The sequence below is a fragment of the Mesorhizobium tianshanense genome (assembly GCF_007830515.1).
Lineage (GTDB): Bacteria > Pseudomonadota > Alphaproteobacteria > Rhizobiales > Rhizobiaceae > Mesorhizobium > Mesorhizobium tianshanense.
Window position 1 is genome coordinate 60,937 of sequence record NZ_VLKT01000017.1, and the last position, 17,406, is coordinate 78,342.

Sequence of the window (17,406 nt, forward strand, 5' to 3'; positions counted from 1 at the left end):
CCGCCGGTAGTTGCCTGCATCGGACCTGCGGCCCGGCCGGTTCAAGCCGACTTGAAGCGTGCCATCAGTTCGGCGCGTCCGGGATCGGTCAGCGTCGCGGCCGCACCGAATTCCAGCGGAGTCAACAGATCCGCCGCCGGATAGAGGATCGGATTGTCCATCACCTCCTTGGGCAGCAGCGCATTGACCCGCGCATCGGTGGAAGGCGCACCGTTCGCCAGGTGCTCCTTGACCGCGACTTTGGGGTCCATCAGGTAGTTGAGCAGGGCATAGCCGGCGGACTTGTTGGGCGCATCCTTCGGGATGGCGTAGAAGTCGGTCCAGATCTCGCCGCCTTCCTTGCCAAGTACATAGGCGATCTCGGGGATGTCGCGGTGGAGCTGCGCCCCATCATTGGTCCAGCACATCGTCATCCAGGCGTCGCCGGCACGCATCGACGGCTGATAGTCGCTGGAAACCGCGAACAGATGCGGCTTGACCTTCAGCAGCAATTCCTCCGCTTTGGCGAGTTCGTCCGGCTTCAGCGAGTTGAACGAGAAGCCGAAATATTTCAGCGCATTGCCGATCGTGGTGAGCTGGTAGTCATGAACCATGGTCCGGCCGTCGCCCTCGGCCATGGCCGTGTCCCAGAATTCCTTCCAGCTCGTCATCGGCTTGGTGAGCTTCTTGGTGTTGACGGCAAATCCGGTGGTGCCCCAATTCTTCGGCACCGCGTAGGTCACGCCGTCGATCGTGCCTTCCGAGGTGAAGCGCGGGTCTTGTTGCGAGCCGTCGAAATTGGCAAGCTTGGCCATATCGAGCGCTTCGATGATATCGAGCTTCTTGTAGGTGGAGATCGTGTAGTTGGTCGGCACGAAAAGGCTCCAGCCCGAGGCGCCGGCCTGCAGCTTGGCCAGCATCTCCTCGTTTGACCCGAACACATTGACCTCGACGGCGACGCCCGTCTCGGCCTTGAAATTCTCGAATGTCGCCGGGTCGTGATAATTGGGCCAGGTGGCGATCGACATGCGATCGCCAAGACCCTCCTGGGCGAAGGCCGGCGACGGCATGATGCCGAGCTCGCGGGCCATCACCGCCGTTGCGATGCCAAGACCGGTGAGGCCTAGAAACTCGCGGCGGCCGATGGAACCGCGCTTGAGCCGCATCAATTGATCAACAAACTTTTCCGGGTTTATCGGCAGTCCGTCACGATATGGTTTCGACATGTTTGTTTTCCCTCTGGTTGGTCCCGTTGTTCTTGGGGTCCGGAAACGCGAGCGGCGTTCCGGCGGTAAAGCCGATGGCGACGGATTCACCCGGCTTGAAGAGATTTCCACTGCCGATCAGGTGATCGGCCTTGGCGAGCAGCGTTCCGATACCGCCGACCTCGATCGCATATTCCGCGGTCGAGCCCAGAAAGATCCGGTTGCGGACAATGCCGTTCAGCCGGCCGCTTCCCGGTGCACCGAGACTTAGCGATTCAGGGCGCAGGCTGACCGAAACGGCCTCGCCCTTTTGCAGCGAAGTCCGCTCGCGCGCGGCAATGACGGTACCGTCGGCAAGCGCCACCTCGACGAGGTTGGCCGAGTGCCCGGCGACCTTGCCGCTCAAGAGATTGGTCTTGCCGACGAAGTCCGCGACGAAGAGATCGGCGGGCTCGTCGTAGATTTCGCTCGGCTGCCCGAGCTGGACGATGCGCCCGCCATTCATGACACAGACGAAATCGCTCATCGACAGCGCTTCTTCCTGGTCGTGCGTGACAAGGACGAAGGTGATGCCGATCTCGCGCTGCAGGTTCTGCAACTCTATCTGCATGTCGGTGCGCAGCTTCTTGTCGAGCGCCGCCAGCGGCTCGTCGAGCAGCAGCACCGCCGGCTTGTTGACCAGCGCGCGCGCCAGGGCGACACGCTGCTGCTGGCCGCCGGAAAGCTCGTGGATCTTGCGGCGGCCGTAGCCGGCAAGCCGCACCATGGCGAGCGCCTCGCCTGCCCTCAGGCTGATCTCCCGCGACGACAGCCGCGGCCGCGTCTGGCGCAGCCCGTAGGCGATGTTGTCCTCGACATCCAGATGCGGAAACAGCGCGTATTGCTGGAACACCATGTTGACCGGCCGCCGATAGGGCGGCGTGCCGGCCATGTCGCGGCCACGGATGAAGACCGCACCTTCGCTCGGCTGTTCGAAGCCCCCGATCATGCGCAGGCAGGTCGTCTTGCCGCAGCCGGACGGTCCGAGCAGGGCGACAAAGGCCGACGGCGGGACGGCAAGATCGATGCCGCTGACCGCGGTCACGCTGCCGTAGCGTTTGGTGACCCCACGAAACTCGATGTCGGGCACTGCGGTCAAAGCTGCGGGCTCCAGCGACAGGACAATTCTGAGACGCTATCAGAGCCAATGGCAGCTAGTATATACCTCGCAGGTGGTATATCTGATGTATTTTCTCGTTTAAGGGGGTAGGGATTGAGCGTATCGCGCAGCGACGAATACAATCAGCTCGCCACGCTCATCGCCTCGACACGGGAGACGAGCGGCGAACTTTTCGGCAAGGCGATGGTCGGCTGGCTTCGGCAGCATGTCAGTTTCGACCACTGTGTGATCTTCGGCTATCGCGGCGCCTCGCGCCCGCCGCTGCTGTTCGAGACGTTCTCGCCGTCGGAGAGTCACGTCTTCGTCGCGCTCTATCAGGAAGGCCCTTATCTGCTCGACCCGTTCCACCATGCGGCGGTCGAGCGCAAGGAAGGTTTTTGGCGCATGCGCGAACTGGCGCCGGACCGCTTCTACGCCAGCGAATATTACCGCTCCTACTATAGCCAGACCAGGCTGGCCGAGGAGGTCGGTTTCTTCGTGCCGCTGCCGGGTAAGGACGCGCTGGTGGTCTCGCTGATGCGGCTGCACGCTTCGGGACCCTTCGGAACCGCCGATGCCAGGCTGCTGCGCGACATGGCGCCGGCGGTGATCGGCTTCGTCAGGCTGCGCTGGCCAGTCCTTCCGGCTGACGAACCGGCCGAGACGAAGCAGGACGAGGCGATTGCCGCGGCCAGCGAGTTCGAACGTGCTCATATCTGGAAGAGCCTTTCGCTGACGCCGCGCGAAAAGCAGGTCGTCGATCTGGTGCTTCAGGGGCATTCCACGGAATCGATCGCCAGGGCCATGCGCATCGTACCGGGAACCGTGAAGGTTCATCGCCGCAACATCTACCGCAAGCTCAAGATCAAGTCCCAGGCTGGTCTCTTCGCACGTTTCGTCGAGATCATCGACGCGCGGATTCGGTAGCCCACGATTTCGGAATGACCTCGCTCGGGCGGTTAGCTGGCGACGTCCTCCCAGGAGCCGGATGCTGCCATCTGCCTGAGCAGGGGCGCCACCCGAAAGATGTCCTTGCCGGTCCGCTCGTGCCAGTGGTCGAGCCGTCCGATGATCTTGTCGCCCCCTTCGAGACCGGCCCAGAACATCGGCCCGCCCTTGCCCACCGGAAAGCCATAGCCGTTGACCCAGACGACATCGATGTCGGACGCGCGGGCGGCGATCTTCTCCTCGAGAATCTTCGCCCCCTCATTGATCATCGGATAAAGCGTACGCTCGATGATCTCCTCGGTGCCGATCGCCCGCGGCGCGATGCCCTTCTCGGCAGCCTTGTCGCGGATCAGCGCTTCGACCTCGGGATTGGGAGCCGGTGTGCGTGAGCCGTTTTCATAGCGGTAGAAACCGCTGCCGGTTTTCTGGCCGAAATGCCCCTGTTCGCACAGCGTGTCGGCAATCGCCGCCGTCTGGCCCCGCGCCTTGCGGTTGCGCCAGCCTATGTCGAGGCCGGCGAGATCGCCCATCTGAAACGGCCCCATCGGCCAGCCGAAATCGGTGAACACCTGGTCGATCTGCTGTGGCGTTGCCCCTTCCAGCAAAAGGGCCTCTGATTCCGAACCCCGCGCCGCCAGCATGCGGTTGCCGACGAAGCCGTGGCACACGCCGACGACGACCGGCACCTTGCCGATCCGCCGCGCCAGCTCGACCGCGGTCGCCAGCGCATCCGGCGCGGTCCTTTCGGCGCGGACGATCTCCAGCAGCTTCATGACATTGGCCGGAGAAAAGAAATGCATGCCCACGACATCCTGCGGACGCGACGTCGAGGCGGCGATTTCGTTGACATCGAGATAGGAGGTGTTGGTGGCGAGGATCGCTCTTGATTTGGCCACTGCATCGAGCCGGCCGAACACCTCCCGCTTGACCGCCATCTCCTCGAACACCGCCTCGATTATCAGGTCGCAATCGGCGAGATCGCCATAGTCGGTGGAGCCCTTGAACAGGTCGAGCCGCTGACGCTTGGCGTCTTCGCTCAGGGAACCGCGCGCGACGGAGACGGCATAGTTCTTCTCGATCGTCGCCAGCCCGCGTTCCAGCGCCTCACGGCTGGTTTCCAGCAGGGTCACCGGGTAGCCGCCATTGGCGAACGCCATGGCAATGCCGCCGCCCATGGTGCCGGCGCCGATGACACCGACCCGCGCGATCCTGCGCCGGACGATATCCTTGCCAGGAATCTTTGCCGCCTCACGTTCGGCGAAGAACAGATGACGCTGCGCGCGCGATTGGTCGCCTCCGACCAGTTTCACGAACAGTTCGCGCTCCACCGCCAGCGCCTCGTCAAAGGGCAGCGTGATGGCATTGCGGACCGATTGCGCACAAGCGATCGGCGCCTCGAGGCCGCGCGCCTTTTTGGCAAGTTCCGCCGCTTGCTTGTCGAAGGCGGCGAGATCGGCTCCGGCAAGACGATCGTTGCGGTCGCACACGGGCGTGAATGGTTCGCCGCCAGTGACCATTTCGCTGGCGAAACGAACTGCCTGCGCGACGAGATCGCCGTCGAAGACGGCGTCGACGAGGCCGGCGGCGAGCGCCTCGGCGGCATCGATCGGCGTGCCCGAAACGATCATGTTGAGCGCCTTCAGCGGCCCGACAAGGCGTGGCAGCCGAACCGTGCCGCCGCCGCCGGGCAGCAGGCCGAGTTTGACCTCCGGCAGGCCGAGCCTGGCCCCTGTGTCCGCAACGCGAAAATGACAACCAAGCGCCAGTTCCAGGCCCCCGCCGAGCGCGGTGCCGTGGATCGCGGCAACCGTCGGTTTGGCGATGGTTTCCAGTACGGCAATGATGGCGCGCAGATCCGGCTGCTGCACCGGCTTGCCAAACTCGGTGATGTCGGCTCCGGCGACGAAGGTCCGCCCGGCGCAAGCGATGACGATGGCCGCGACATCAGGCTCGTCCCGCAACAAAACCAGCGCCTGCATCAGTGGCTCGCGGACATGGAAGCTCAGCGCGTTGACCGGCGGATTGTCGATGGTGACGACCGCGACGCCGCCCTCCCTTGTAACGCTAACGAAATTGGACAAGCAAAACCTCTCGCAATGATGACGGCCGACAACGCCGACGGGATTTACAGGGCGAGCACCCGGGGATGGGAACCGGATGTTTTTGCGGAAGACCTCGCCGCAGCAGCGAGGGTGTAGTCAACGCAGCGCCTTCTGGCCGCCGGCCGCTGTGATCACACCGACGATGATCAGTCCGGTCAGCAGCAGACGGACGCCGGCACTGACACCGAATGTGTTGAGCATGGTCAAGAGTAGCACCAGGAACAGTGCCGCTCCCCAGACCCCCGGCACATTGGCCTTGCCGCCGGCCACCGACGTGCCGCCGATGACGACCACGGCGATCGAGGCCAGCAGGTACTCATTGCCGATATCGACATTGGCGCCGCGGAAGTAGCCGGCGAGCAGCGCCCCGTCGAGGCCGCCGAGCGCACCCGACAGCGTGTAGGTGAGGAAGCGGATGCGGCCGACATTGACGCCGGCCAGCCACGCCGCACGGATGTTCTGGCCGATCGCCAGCACAGAGCGGCCATAGATCATGCGCTGCAGCGCGATGGCAGCTCCGATGGTGAACAGCACGGTGAGGATCGCCAGTACCGGAATGCCCAGAATCTGCCGGTTGGCGAAATCGGCGAAGCCCGGCGGCGGCTTGATCTGCAAGCCGCGCCCATAGCTGATGTCGATCGACTGGATGATGAAGCTCGCCGACAACGTCGCGATGATCGGCGGAATGCGCAGCGCCCAGATCAAGAGATAGTTGGCGGCGCCGATCGCCATGCCGCAGGCCAGCGCCGCCAGCAGCCCGACGGCGATCATCTGGTCATTGCCGTCCATCACTTTCATGGCGACGGCGCTGGCAAGGCCGATATTCGCCGGCAGCGACAGGTCGACGTTGCCCGGCCCGAGCGTGATCACGAACATCTGGCCGACACCGACGATGACGGTGAAGACCGCGAGCGACAAAGCCGCGGTGATCATGCCGCCTCCGCCATACCCGCCGGTGAAGGTGACCGTCGCCAGCCACACCAGAGCCGCGCCGATGAAGGACCAGATCCAGGGTTTGGCGAGCAGCAAACGCAACGAGGCCATCGCTCATCTCTCCCTGCGGCTGATCAGCACCCGGGCCGCCAGCACGATGATGAGGATGGCGCCATTGGCGGCGACCTGCCAGTCGGGCGGGATGTGCATGAAGGTCAGCAGCGGCGACGCGGCGAGCGCCAGCGTCAGCGCGCCGATGACCGCGCCGATCGGCGACACCCGGCCGCCGACGAATTCGCCGCCGCCGAGGATGACGCCGGCGATCGACAGCAGCGTGTAGCCATTGCCGATATTGGCGTCGGCCGAGGTGGTGATGCCGATCAAGGCCATGCCGGACAGCACGCCGAACAGGCCGGCCAGTGCAAACAGCACGATCTTGGTCTTGAGCAGCGACCAGCCGGCGCGTTCGAGCGCGGCGGCATTGCCGCCCGATCCGCGCAGGATCACGCCATAGGAGGTGCGCATCAGCCCGAAATAGACGACCGCCGCGATCAGCAGCGCCGCAATGATCGGGAACGGGACGAGAGGCGGCTTGAAGGCCATGAGCGACAGCAGCCAGTCGGGCGCCTTGCCGCCGGGCTTCGGCAGGGTGAGGATGGCAAGGCCCTGCCAGACGAAACTCATGCCGAGCGTCACCACGATCGAAGGCAAATTGCGCAGATGGATCAGCGCGCCGAGCAGCGCGTAGACGCCGATCGATGCGAGCAGGATCACGACACCAACCAGCGGCGCATCCTTCAGCCATGTCGCCGTGACGCAGCCGACGAACCCGACGAAGGTGCCGATCGACAGGTCCAGCTCGTTGCCGGCGATGACGAACATCTGCGCGATCGTCGCCAGCGCGATCGGGATCGCAAGGTTCAGCATCAGGCTGAAGCCGAAATAGCTGATGGCGCGCGGGTTGAGCCAGGCGATCGCCAGCAACACCAGCACCAGCGACAGCGCCGGCAGCAAGCTGCGCAACAGGCGCGCCCGCGCCAGCTTGCCGCGCTCGGAGGAACCCCTGGGGCCGGTCTCGACAGGTGCTGCCGTCATCTCAGGCCGCGTCGCCGAACGAGGACTGGATGATCTTTTTCTCCGTCAGCTCGTCGCGACGAAGGTTGGCGACGATCCGGCCGTTCTTGAAGACATAGATCTGGTGGCAATTGTCGAGCTCTTCGGTTTCGGTGGTGTACCAGAGGAAGGTGCGGCCGCGGCCGGCCTCTTCGCGCACGAGATCGTAAACCTCGAGCTTGGTCCCGATATCGACGCCGCGCATCGGGTCGTCCATCAGCACGATCTTCGCGTCGGAGCCGAGCGCCCGGGCAAACAGGGCCTTCTGCTGGTTGCCGCCGGACAGCGAGAAGATGTTGTTGTTCATGTCGGGGGTGCGGATGCCGATTTTCTTTTGCCAGAAGGTGGCGAGTTCGGCTTCGCGTTGCGGCGAGATCAAGAGGCCGCTGCGCAATCGCGCCAGCGAGCGGATGCCGATATTTTGCGCAATCGACCATTGCGGAAAAATCCCGTCCGACTGGCGGTCGCCGGCCACCAATGCCACCGGCGCGGTGACCTCGATGCCGGCTTTGGAGCGCGCAGCAGCAGCGAAGATCGCCAGCAGCAGATCGGTCTGTCCATGGCCGGCCAACCCGGCAAGCCCGATGATCTCGCCGGCATGCGCCACGAGTTCGTTGCCGTCCTCTTGCCGGGCCGGGCGGGCCCGGACCCGCAACGGGCCGGCCTCCGGCTTTTGGGTCGCGATTTCGGCCGCGATCTTCTCACGCGCTTCCGCACCGCCCATGGTCGTCACCAGCCTGTCGCGATCGAAAGCCTTCGCCGCATCCGACGCGACGACCTTGCCGTCGCGCATCACCACGATGCGGTCGGCATTCCCGAGCACCTCGCCCAGAAGATGCGAGATCAGGATGCAGCTCCGGCCAGCGGCGACAAAGCGCCGGACGAAGGCCAGTAACTGTCCGGCCGTATGCGCATCGAGCGAGGATGTCGGCTCGTCGAGGATGACCAGTTCGAGCGGATCCTGCGTCACCGTGAAGGCACGCGCCACCTCGACCATCTGCCGCCTGCCGATCGAAAGGTCGCTGGCGATATCTGAGGCGGAGATGCTGTGGCCCGGGAAGATCTCGTCGAGCTTGGCGGCGATGAGATCGGCCGCCTTGCGCCGCCAGCCGAAGCCGCTGAGCGCCGGATGGTTGATGCGCGTGTTCTCGGCAACGCTGAGGTTCGGGCACAGCGACAGTTCCTGGAACACGCAGCGTATGCCGAGCTGCTGGGCGCGCGGCACCGAATAATTGTCCTCGATGACGCCACGCACCGCGATCTGCCCGCTGTCGGGCACAAGCGTGCCCGCCACCATATGCATGAGCGTCGACTTGCCCGCGCCATTGTGGCCGACGAGGCCGACGCATTCGCCGGCGCGGACGTGGAAATCGACGCCGGCGAGCGCACGGACGGCGCCGAAGTGTTTTTCGGCGCCGTCCAGCCTGACGATGTCTGCGCTAGCTTCCGGCATTCCTCAGCAATATCCGTTCGGCGACGCCGGAAGCAATGCCGGAAGCAACGATTGTGTCACGCTCACTTGATGTTGGCTTTGATGGCCGCGATGGCATCTTCCTGCGTGTACTCGTGGCTGGCCACGCCACCTTTGGGGATTTTCGGCAGCGCGGCCTCGAAATCGTCCTGGGTGAAGGCGAGGTATGGCACCAGCAGATCATGCGGGATGTCGGTGCGGCCGTCGAGCACCTGCTGCGCCACCCAGAAGGCCAGCGACGATACGCCCGGCGCGATCGACGCCGACCAGGTCTGGTAGCCGTCCTTTTCCTTCTGCTCCTTCCACCACTGCAATTCGTCCTGGCGGTTGCCCATGATGATGGTCGGACGCGGCTTGCCGGCGGCGGCGAAGGCCTGTGCCGCGCCATAGCCGTCGCCGCCCTGATCGACGACGCCGACAATTTCCGGCAGCGACGGCAGGATCGTCGCGACCGCCTTCTGTGCCGTCGTCTGATCCCAGTCGCCGGTGACCGAACCGACGATCTTGAATTCGGGATGGGCGGCGACGCCCTCCAGGATGCCGGCATGGATGGCGTCGTCGATCGAGGTGCCGGCGAGGCCGCGGATTTCCAGCAGATTGCCGCCCTTGGGCTGGAACTTGGCCATCTGCTCGACTTCCTGCTTGCCCATATCCTTGAAGTCGACGACCACGCGATAGGCGCAGGGTTCGGTGACGATGCCGTCGAAGGAGACGACGACGATGCCGGCGTCGCAAGCCTGCTTGATGGCGCCGTTGAGCGCGTCAGGCGAGGCGGCGTTGATGACGATCGCGTCATAGCCTTGCAGGATCAGGTTCTGCACCTGGGCCGCCTGGGTCGGCACCTCCTTGTCGGCCGTCGTGAAGATGTCGGCGGCCGCGACCACCCCGTCGGCGACCGCCTTCTTGGTGACGATGGCGTAGCTGTCGAGCATCGCCTGCCGCCACGAATTGCCGGCATAATTGTTGGAAAAGGCGATCTTCTTGTCGCTGGTGTCGGCAAGCGCGGTGCCTGAGGCGAGCATCGCCGCAAGGGCGCTCAGGACGAGTAGCTTCTTCATGTCATAATCCTCCCATGGATTGCTGGTCTTTGTTGGCTGCTAATGGCTGCTATGATGACCTTCGTTTCAATATTGTCAGACAAATTTAGATGGGCGCACTTGTCAACAGCGATCAGTGACGGTTTGACGATCAACTTGCGGTGCAACGATTGAAAAGGGTTCGGCTCCTGGTCTACCTCTGAACCAGGAGACCGAGATTATATGGCAGTGACGCCGAGTGTCGGTCGGCGCGGCTTCTATCCCTCAAGAACCAGGACGAGAACATGCAGATTGGAATGATGGGACTGGGCAGGATGGGCGCCAACATGGTGCGGCGCCTGCTGCGCGATGGCCACGAATGTGTCGTCTACGACATCAACCCAGCCAGCGTCGCCGCGCTGATCAAGGACGGCGCGATCGGAGCGGCGTCGATGGAGGAGTTCGTCGGCAGGCTGACCAAGCCGCGCAGCGCCTGGCTGATGCTGCCGGCGGCGATCACCGGCAAGATCGTCGAGCAAGTGGCCGCACTGATGGAGCCGGGCGACATCATCATCGACGGCGGCAATTCCTACTACCACGACGCAGTCAACCAGGCGGCGCGCCTTGCCTCCAAGGGCCTGAACTATGTCGATGTCGGCACCAGCGGCGGTGTCTGGGGCCTCGAGCGCGGTTATTGCCTGATGATTGGCGGCCCCGACGGCGCGGTCCGGCATCTCGATCCGGTCTTCGCGACCCTGGCGCCGGGCGCCGATGCCGGCACGCCTGCCCCAGGCAAGGATGCAGGAACAGCCCCCTTCGGCTATCTCCATTGCGGACCGAGCGGCGCCGGCCATTTCGTCAAGATGGTCCACAACGGCATCGAATACGGCGTCATGGCCGCCTATGCCGAGGGCATGAACATCCTGAAGTCGGCGAATGCGGGCAAGAAGCAGCGGATGGCGGATGCCGAAACCAGCCCGCTGGAGAACCCGCAATACTACCAGTTCGACATCGACGTCGGCGAGGTGGCCGAAGTCTGGCGGCATGGCAGCGTCATCGGTTCCTGGCTGCTCGATCTGACGGCGGGCGTGTTGAAGGCCGACTCGGCGCTGACCCAGTTCGGCGGACGGGTTTCGGACTCCGGCGAAGGCCGCTGGACGCTGAAGGCGGCGATCGACACCGGCGTGCCGGCGCCGGTTCTGTCCTCGGCCCTGTTCGACCGGTTCTCCTCGCAAGGCGAATCCGAATTCGCCGACAAGCTCCTGTCCGCCATGCGCTATGCTTTCGGTGGCCATGTCGAAAAGCCGAAGGCCGGCTCGTGACTGGGGAGAGACACTTATGAGCCAGGAACGGTCCGACACGCTGGTGCTTTTCGGGGCAACCGGCGATCTCGCCCACCAGAAGATCTTCCCGGCGCTTTATACCATGGTCGCCAAGGGGACCCTGACCGAGCCGGTGATCGGCGTCGCTTTCGACGCCTGGGACCTGAAGCAGTTGCAGGCGCGCGCCCGCGACGGCATTGGCAAGACCATCGGCAAGGTCGACGAAAAGATCTTCGCGAAACTTGCCGCGCTGCTTCGCTATGTCAGCGGCGATTACCGGAGCGCCGCGACATTTGAGAAGCTGAAAAACGTGCTGGGAACCGCGCAGCACCCGCTGCACTATCTGGCGGTACCGCCGACCATGTTCGAAACGGTCATCCAGGGGCTGGAGCAGTCGGGCGCGGCCCAGGGCGCGCGCCTGATGGTGGAAAAGCCCTTCGGTCACGATCTGCAATCGGCGCGCTGGTTGAACCGGGTTCTGCACCTGGTGTTCGACGAGCAGTCGATCTTTCGCATCGACCATTATCTCGGCAAGGAAGCGATCCAGAACCTGCTCTATTTCCGCTTCGCCAATTCCTTTCTCGAGCCGATCTGGAACCGCAATTTCGTTGAGAGCGTGCAGATCACCATGGCCGAGGATTTCGGCGTCGAGGGCCGCGGCCACTTCTACGACGAGGTCGGCTGCATCCGCGACGTCATCGAAAACCACCTGCTCAACATCCTGCTGCTGCTCGCAATGGAACCGCCCGTCGGCCGCTCGGCCGACGATCTGATCGACGAGAAGGTGCAGGTGCTGAGGGCGATCCGGACGCTGAACAAGGACGATGTCGTGCGCGGCCAATTCAACGGCTATCTCGCCGAGCCCGGCGTGGCGCCGAACTCGCCGGTCGAGACCTTCGCGGCGGTGCGGTTTTTCATCGACACCTGGCGCTGGCAGGATGTGCCCTTCTTCATCCGCGCCGGCAAATCCCTGCCCGTGCATGCCACCGAGGTCATTGTCCGGCTGAAGCGGCCGCCACTCGACGTCTTCGATCCGATCAAGCCCGATGACGCCAACCATGTGCGCTTCCGCATCAATCCGCAGGTGGCGATCTCGATCGGCGCCCAGCGCAAAGCCCCCGGCGACGACATGATCGGCGAGCAGGTCGAACTGACGGCCCTGGACGAGTCGAAGGGCGACATGCCGCCCTATGAGCGGTTGATCGGCGATGCCATGAACGGCAACCGCCAGCTGTTCACCCGCCAGGATGCCAGCGAGCTTGCCTGGCGGATCGTCGGCCCGGTGCTTGGCGATACCACGCCGCCTCCGCTTTACGAGCCAGGGACATGGGGCCCTGCCGACGCGATGGCCGGGTTCGGACCGCCGAACGGCTGGATCAATCCGGCGAAATGATCTCGAGAGCCGGCGGCAATGTCGACAAACTCGACGAACTGCCTGCCGATTGCAGGCGCGGCGACAACACCCGCGCCTTCGAAGGCGGATTTCGACTGTGGCGCGACAAATCACTGATCGTCTGATATTCTGATGGTTGGGGTCAGACCTGTTGATCTGAGTGCTGCTGTTAGTATTGTGTCCAAAATAATGTGCGGCGTCATTGCGTTACGCAGATTTGCCGACTAGGAATTCTGCTACCCCCCTGGATGGAGAAAATAGATTGACCGACGATAGCAACAACGCTCGCAAGGACATCGATCTGCTCGAGCTGACCGCTCACATCGTGTCCGCCTACGTCGAGAAGAACCGCCTGCCGGCTTCCGGCCTCGGCGATCTCATCGCAAGCGTCAGCGCTTCGATAAGCGGGCTCGGACAACCCGCCGTCCCGGCAGCAGCGCCGTTGGTCCCCGCGGTCAACCCAAAGAAATCGGTGACGCCGGATTTCATCATCTGCCTCGAAGACGGCAAGAAGTTCAAATCCCTGAAGCGCCATATCGGCGTTCATTTTGGGCTGACGCCGGACGCCTATCGCGCCAAATGGGGCTTGCCGGCCGACTATCCGATGGTTGCTCCCAATTATGCGGCTTCGCGCTCGCAACTGGCGAAGGCGATAGGCCTTGGCCGCAAGGCCGCCCCGCCGGCGCCCGTCAAGAAGGCGAGGAAGCCCAAGGCCTCGGCCTAGCAAGACGAGATCAGGTCTGGTCGCCCCGCCCAGTGGTAGCGCCACGGCGGGGCGCGAAAATTGCTTGATCCAGGACAGGTTTTTGCACGCGCCCCGCACCGAACTGCGCTAAAGGCTTCGTGGTCGGACCAGCGCCCATGTGGAAGTGCCCCACCGGCCCGCCATTGCAACGGGGCCTAAATTCATGACATCCGAATCCGATTCATCGCCCGACCAGCGCTATGCCGCCTTCCGGCACAAACCCTTCCTGAGTTATTGGGCGGCGCGCTTCCTTTCCACATTCGCCACCCAGATCGTATCCGTCGCCGTCGGCTGGCAGGTGTACGACCTGACCCGCGATCCGTTCGATCTCGGCCTTGTCGGCATTGTCCAGTTCCTGCCTTCGCTGCTGCTGGTGCTGGTCACCGGGGTGGTCGCCGACCGTTTCGGACGCCGGCTGATCATGGCGCTGACGGTGCTGCTGGAGGCGATCTGCGCGTTGGCGCTTTTGCTGCTGACGCTGCGCGGCCTTGGCGGACCGGGGTTGATCTTCGTCGTGCTTGCCATGTTCGGCATCGCGCGCGCCTTCTTCGGGCCGGCCGCGGCGTCGCTGTTCGCCAACCTCGTGCCACCAGAGGATTTCGGCAACGCGATCGCCTGGAATTCGTCTGCCTGGCAAACCGCGACCATCATCGGGCCGGTCGCCGGCGGCCTGCTCTACGGGCTTTCGGCGGAAGCGGCATACGGCACCGCCGCCGTTTTGATGTTTGTCGCCGCAGTGCTGGTCTTTACCATCCCCAAACCTGCCCAGCGCAACGAGACCGACAAGCCGACCATGCAGACCCTGTTTGCCGGCTTCGGCTATATCTGGGGCGAGAAGATCGTGCTCGGCGCCATTTCGCTCGATTTGTTCGCCGTGCTTTTGTCCGGCGCCACGGCACTGCTGCCGGTCTACGCGCGCGACATCCTCGAACTCGGCCCATGGGGTCTCGGACTGTTGCGATCGGCTCCCGGCATCGGCGCCATCTGCGTTGCCATCTGGCTGGCCGGACATCCGATCCGCAACCATGCCGGCGTGGTCATGCTCGGCTTCGTCGCGCTGTTCGGCGCCTTCACCGTGCTGTTCGGCCTCTCGACCATCACCTGGCTGTCGATCGCGGCACTCGCCTTGCTCGGCGCCACCGACATGTTCAGCGTCTATATCAGAGAGACGCTGATCCAGTTGTGGACGCCGGATCAGGTGCGCGGCCGCGTCAACGCCGTCAATCAGGTTTTCGTCGGCGCCTCCAATGAGCTCGGCGAATTCCGCGCGGGCACCATGGCGGCGTTGATCGGCACCGTGCCGGCGGTGGTGATCGGCGGCGTCGGCGCAGTCATTGTCGCCGGGCTGTGGGCAGTGCTGTTCCCGCAACTGCGCAAGGTGCGTCACCTCGACGGGCGAAACTGATCCCAGGGCGCACTGATCCAAGCCGCAGGGTCAGCGAACTCCGAATGGCCGGAAGTTACGAGACGACGTGCCTTTGTGCGGCCCGGTGCCGTTACACGCTCATGCTGCCTCCGCGCATCGAGGAGGTGCCTTGAAGAGGTTGCCGCCGATGGCGCGCGCGGCGTCGAAATGGGAGGTCGGATCCTGCGTCTCCGAGCCGAGCAGAAGCTCAGACGTCACAACGGATGCGCCACAATAGTCGAAGATGCCATGGTCGATCTGCGTCTTCATGGCTCCGAAATAGCCGTGCCGCGCATAGGTTCGCAGATCGGCGCCTCCGATGGCCACCAGATGAACCCGGAGATGGCGAAGTTTCTTCACCAGTTTGGCGTCCGGGCCTTCATCGTAAGCCCAACCATTTGCGAATACGCGATCGATCCATCCCTTGAGAAGCCCCGGCATAGACCACCAATAGACGGGATAGACCAGCACAAGGGCGTCGGCGCGATCGATCCTCGCCTGCTCGGCGGCAACATCGGCTGAAGGCGGCACCTCCCTGCGATGGACGGCGAGATCAGTCGTGGAGAATTTCGGATCGAAGGCTTCCGCTGCAAGGTCGGCAATTTCGAAGGAATTGCCGGGATCTGACCGCGATAAACCCTCGGCGACGTGCCTGGCGACGCCATGGCTGAGCGATCCGGGATTGGGATGCGCGATAACGATCAGCGCGTGCATATCGAGACTCCTGCTGATTGGGTTGCGGCCAATGGGTCAAACTTATATACTTTTGGTAAGTTACTTTTGGTACATAAGCATGTCAAGCGCCGGACTGAGAGAACAGGTTTCCCATTCGCGACCGCGTCGCCGGCTGTCGCGGGAGGAACGGCATCGCCAGCTTCTGGACGTTGCATGGCGGTTGATCCGGGAAGAAGGAACGGAAGCCTTGACGCTCGGACGGCTGGCCGAGCAATCGGCTGTTACAAAACCCGTCGTTTATGATCATTTCGGCACGCGGTCCGGACTGCTGGCAGCGCTCTACCGGGAATTCGACGAACGCCAGAATACGCTCATGGACGCCGCCCTTCAGGCGAGCGAATCGACCTTGGCGGGCAGAGCCGCGGTCATCGCGTCCTCCTATGTCGACTGCGTGCTTCTCCAAGGCCGCGAGATACCCGGTGTCATCGCGGCGCTGGCCGGTTCGCCTGCGCTTGAAAGGATCAAGCGCGACTACGAGGCGGCGTTCATCGAGAAGTGCCGGATTGCGCTTTCCCCATTCGCCGGAATTGGTGCTGTCGCTCCAGCGGGCCTCTGGGCGATGCTCGGTGCAGCCGAGGCCCTGTCCTATGCCGCCGCGATTGGAGAAATCACGGCTGCGCAGGCGCGGGACGAGCTCTTCCAAACAATCGTTGCAATGGTTGCCAGAAACGCGCGTCCGCATGCGCTAGATTAGAACAGTGCGGGGTTGCCGAAGATCATCTGCAGGAACTCGCCGAGCCAGCGCTTCAGATGCATGTCCCAGACCAGCCGGCCGCCGAGATGATCGCGGCCTGGCTGCGCGCCGGGCAACTCAAAGCGGTGCGCGCCGCGAACGACCCAGCGCTGCATCATCGCCCGGGTCAATTCGCCGTGGAACTGGATGCCCCAGGCGTTGTCGCCGTAACGAAAGGCCTGGTTGGGATAGGTTTCGGCCGTCGCCAGCAGCGTCGCGTCCCTCGGCAGCGAAAAGCCTTCGCGGTGAAACTGGTAGACCATCTCCGGCCAGTGCATCAGCTTCCGGCCATCCTCGGTCGCCTTCAGCGGATACCAGCCGATCTCGACCAGCCCCTCGCCATGACCCTCGACCTTGCCGCCAAGATGGTTGACCAGCATCTGCGCGCCGAGGCAGATGCCGAGCAACGGCCGGTTCTCCCTGAGCGGAACCTTCAGCCAGTCGGTCTCGCGGCGGACGAAGTCGTCCTCGTCATTGGCGCTCATCGGACCGCCGAACACCACGGTTCCGGCGTGACCGTCCAGCGTTTCCGGCAAGGCGTCACCGAGCGGCGGGCAGCGGAGATCGAGGTCGAAGCCTTCTTCGATGAGCATGTGGCCGACGCGTCCGGGGCTCGAACTTTCCTGATGCAGCACGATCAGGATTTTTGGTCTCGGCCTCGGCGTGGATGGCATCGGGATCCTGTCTATTCGTCGCTCGACGTTCCGGTGGCGCCCGGCGCTTCGGCCGCCGCCTTGCGACGCGCCTCGACCCGGTCGCGGCGTTCGACGCCGATCAGTTCGGCGACTCGCCAGACGATATTATCCTCAAGTTCGTGCAACTCGCCATCGGCATAGACGATCTCCCACATCAGGCCGATGAAGGCTTTTCGCGCGTGCGCGTCGAGCTGGCGCTTCAACACGCTGGTGAAGGCATAGAGGTCGACCGCCTCATTGTCGGCCCGCTCGCCGGCGGCGGCCAGCGCGTCGAGCTCATCGCCGCTGATCGAATAGCTTTCCGCCAGCACCGCCTTGAACCGCTCCCATTCGGCATCCTGACGCACGCCGTCGGCGTTCATCACATGGTAGAGAAGGGCGGATGCGGCAACGCGCGGATCATCGGCGTCATTGCTGGCGCCGCCACCTGCCGGCAGCTCCTTCAGAAATGACAGAACGCGTTCGAACATGCG

The 17,406-nt window shown here is 63.8% G+C and carries 16 protein-coding genes and 1 pseudogene; 7 read left to right on the plus strand and 10 right to left on the minus strand.

Features of this window, described 5'->3' with window-relative positions; all coding sequences use genetic code 11:
* Window positions 1-41 precede the first annotated feature (41 nt).
* Window positions 42-1,205, minus strand: coding sequence for an ABC transporter substrate-binding protein (locus IQ26_RS15265; RefSeq protein WP_145718579.1), 1,164 nt, complete (start codon window positions 1,203-1,205; stop codon window positions 42-44).
* Window positions 1,186-2,322: an ABC transporter ATP-binding protein gene (locus IQ26_RS15270; RefSeq protein WP_145718581.1), complete on the minus strand. Its 1,137-nt coding sequence runs from the start codon at window positions 2,320-2,322 to the stop codon at window positions 1,186-1,188. The genes IQ26_RS15265 and IQ26_RS15270 overlap by 20 nt, the downstream gene beginning before the upstream one ends.
* A gap of 114 nt (window positions 2,323-2,436) precedes the next feature.
* Between IQ26_RS15270 and IQ26_RS15275 the strand changes: the two genes are divergently transcribed.
* On the plus strand, window positions 2,437-3,249 hold the full coding sequence (locus IQ26_RS15275; RefSeq protein WP_145718583.1) for a response regulator transcription factor: 813 nt from the start codon (window positions 2,437-2,439) through the stop codon (window positions 3,247-3,249).
* 32 nt (window positions 3,250-3,281) lie between these two features.
* On the opposite strand, the gene IQ26_RS15280 is transcribed toward IQ26_RS15275, so the two are convergent.
* The 5 genes from IQ26_RS15280 to IQ26_RS15300 all read right to left on the minus strand — a co-directional run bounded on the left by IQ26_RS15280 (window position 3,282) and on the right by IQ26_RS15300 (window position 9,947).
* Window positions 3,282-5,351 carry a 3-hydroxyacyl-CoA dehydrogenase NAD-binding domain-containing protein gene (locus tag IQ26_RS15280; RefSeq protein ID WP_145718585.1) on the minus strand — a complete coding sequence of 690 codons (2,070 nt, stop codon included), beginning with the start codon at window positions 5,349-5,351 and terminating at the stop codon, window positions 3,282-3,284.
* 117 nt (window positions 5,352-5,468) lie between these two features.
* Entirely contained in the window at window positions 5,469-6,416 is a 948-nt protein-coding gene (locus IQ26_RS15285) for an ABC transporter permease (protein ID WP_145718587.1), read from the minus strand.
* Between the two features lie 3 nt (window positions 6,417-6,419).
* Complete coding sequence (locus IQ26_RS15290; protein ID WP_145718589.1) at window positions 6,420-7,400, minus strand: ABC transporter permease; 981 nt, start codon at window positions 7,398-7,400, stop codon at window positions 6,420-6,422.
* A gap of 1 nt (window position 7,401) precedes the next feature.
* Window positions 7,402-8,871, minus strand: a complete 1,470-nt coding sequence (locus IQ26_RS15295; RefSeq protein ID WP_145718591.1) for a sugar ABC transporter ATP-binding protein — start codon at window positions 8,869-8,871, stop codon at window positions 7,402-7,404.
* Window positions 8,872-8,933: 62 nt separating this feature from the next.
* A complete protein-coding gene (locus tag IQ26_RS15300) occupies window positions 8,934-9,947 on the minus strand; it encodes a substrate-binding domain-containing protein (RefSeq protein ID WP_145718593.1) in 1,014 nt (337 codons plus the stop codon).
* Window positions 9,948-10,210: 263 nt separating this feature from the next.
* Here IQ26_RS15300 and gnd point away from each other — a divergent pair, with 263 nt between their 5' ends.
* From gnd to IQ26_RS15325, 5 genes and pseudogenes are all read left to right on the plus strand, one after another.
* Complete coding sequence (gene gnd, locus IQ26_RS15305) at window positions 10,211-11,227, plus strand: phosphogluconate dehydrogenase (NAD(+)-dependent, decarboxylating) (protein WP_145718595.1); 1,017 nt, start codon at window positions 10,211-10,213, stop codon at window positions 11,225-11,227.
* Window positions 11,228-11,243: 16 nt separating this feature from the next.
* Window positions 11,244-12,620, plus strand: a complete 1,377-nt coding sequence (gene zwf, locus IQ26_RS15310; protein ID WP_145718597.1) for a glucose-6-phosphate dehydrogenase — start codon at window positions 11,244-11,246, stop codon at window positions 12,618-12,620.
* 11 nt (window positions 12,621-12,631) lie between these two features.
* A pseudogene (locus tag IQ26_RS15315) lies at window positions 12,632-12,745 on the plus strand (ROK family protein); the annotation flags it as partial.
* 137 nt (window positions 12,746-12,882) lie between these two features.
* Window positions 12,883-13,344, plus strand: coding sequence for a Ros/MucR family transcriptional regulator (locus IQ26_RS15320; protein ID WP_145718599.1), 462 nt, complete (start codon window positions 12,883-12,885; stop codon window positions 13,342-13,344).
* Window positions 13,345-13,528: 184 nt separating this feature from the next.
* Window positions 13,529-14,770, plus strand: coding sequence for an MFS transporter (locus IQ26_RS15325; protein WP_145718601.1), 1,242 nt, complete (start codon window positions 13,529-13,531; stop codon window positions 14,768-14,770).
* A 99-nt stretch (window positions 14,771-14,869) separates the two neighbouring features.
* Here the strand turns inward: IQ26_RS15325 and IQ26_RS15330 are convergent, their stop codons facing one another.
* A complete protein-coding gene (locus tag IQ26_RS15330) occupies window positions 14,870-15,484 on the minus strand; it encodes an NAD(P)H-dependent oxidoreductase (protein ID WP_145718603.1) in 615 nt (204 codons plus the stop codon).
* Between the two features lie 79 nt (window positions 15,485-15,563).
* On the opposite strand from IQ26_RS15330, the gene IQ26_RS15335 reads away from it, so the two are divergent.
* Window positions 15,564-16,199: a TetR/AcrR family transcriptional regulator gene (locus IQ26_RS15335; protein WP_145718606.1), complete on the plus strand. Its 636-nt coding sequence runs from the start codon at window positions 15,564-15,566 to the stop codon at window positions 16,197-16,199.
* Here the strand turns inward: IQ26_RS15335 and IQ26_RS15340 are convergent.
* Window positions 16,196-16,912: a glutamine amidotransferase gene (locus tag IQ26_RS15340; protein ID WP_145718609.1), complete on the minus strand. Its 717-nt coding sequence runs from the start codon at window positions 16,910-16,912 to the stop codon at window positions 16,196-16,198. The two genes, IQ26_RS15335 and IQ26_RS15340, sit on opposite strands and share 4 nt — an antisense overlap.
* Before the next feature lie 11 nt (window positions 16,913-16,923).
* Window positions 16,924-17,403: a tellurite resistance TerB family protein gene (locus tag IQ26_RS15345; protein ID WP_145718611.1), complete on the minus strand. Its 480-nt coding sequence runs from the start codon at window positions 17,401-17,403 to the stop codon at window positions 16,924-16,926.
* Between the last annotated feature and the right edge of the window lie 3 nt (window positions 17,404-17,406).

Bases quoted from the DNA above. Each gene is read 5' to 3' on its own strand.
- IQ26_RS15330 (WP_145718603.1), bottom strand. From the start codon at position 15,484: ATGCACGCGCTGATCGTTATCGCGCATCCCAATCCCGGATCGCTCAGC.
- IQ26_RS15285 (WP_145718587.1), bottom strand. From the start codon at position 6,416: ATGGCCTCGTTGCGTTTGCTGCTCGCCAAACCCTGGATCTGGTCCTTC.
- IQ26_RS15265 (WP_145718579.1), bottom strand. From the start codon at position 1,205: ATGTCGAAACCATATCGTGACGGACTGCCGATAAACCCGGAAAAGTTT.
- IQ26_RS15335 (WP_145718606.1), top strand. From the start codon at position 15,564: ATGTCAAGCGCCGGACTGAGAGAACAGGTTTCCCATTCGCGACCGCGT.
- gnd (WP_145718595.1), top strand. From the start codon at position 10,211: ATGCAGATTGGAATGATGGGACTGGGCAGGATGGGCGCCAACATGGTG.
- IQ26_RS15300 (WP_145718593.1), bottom strand. From the start codon at position 9,947: ATGAAGAAGCTACTCGTCCTGAGCGCCCTTGCGGCGATGCTCGCCTCA.
- IQ26_RS15340 (WP_145718609.1), bottom strand. From the start codon at position 16,912: ATGCCATCCACGCCGAGGCCGAGACCAAAAATCCTGATCGTGCTGCAT.
- zwf (WP_145718597.1), top strand. From the start codon at position 11,244: ATGAGCCAGGAACGGTCCGACACGCTGGTGCTTTTCGGGGCAACCGGC.
- IQ26_RS15295 (WP_145718591.1), bottom strand. From the start codon at position 8,871: ATGCCGGAAGCTAGCGCAGACATCGTCAGGCTGGACGGCGCCGAAAAA.
- IQ26_RS15345 (WP_145718611.1), bottom strand. From the start codon at position 17,403: ATGTTCGAACGCGTTCTGTCATTTCTGAAGGAGCTGCCGGCAGGTGGC.
- IQ26_RS15290 (WP_145718589.1), bottom strand. From the start codon at position 7,400: ATGACGGCAGCACCTGTCGAGACCGGCCCCAGGGGTTCCTCCGAGCGC.
- IQ26_RS15325 (WP_145718601.1), top strand. From the start codon at position 13,529: ATGACATCCGAATCCGATTCATCGCCCGACCAGCGCTATGCCGCCTTC.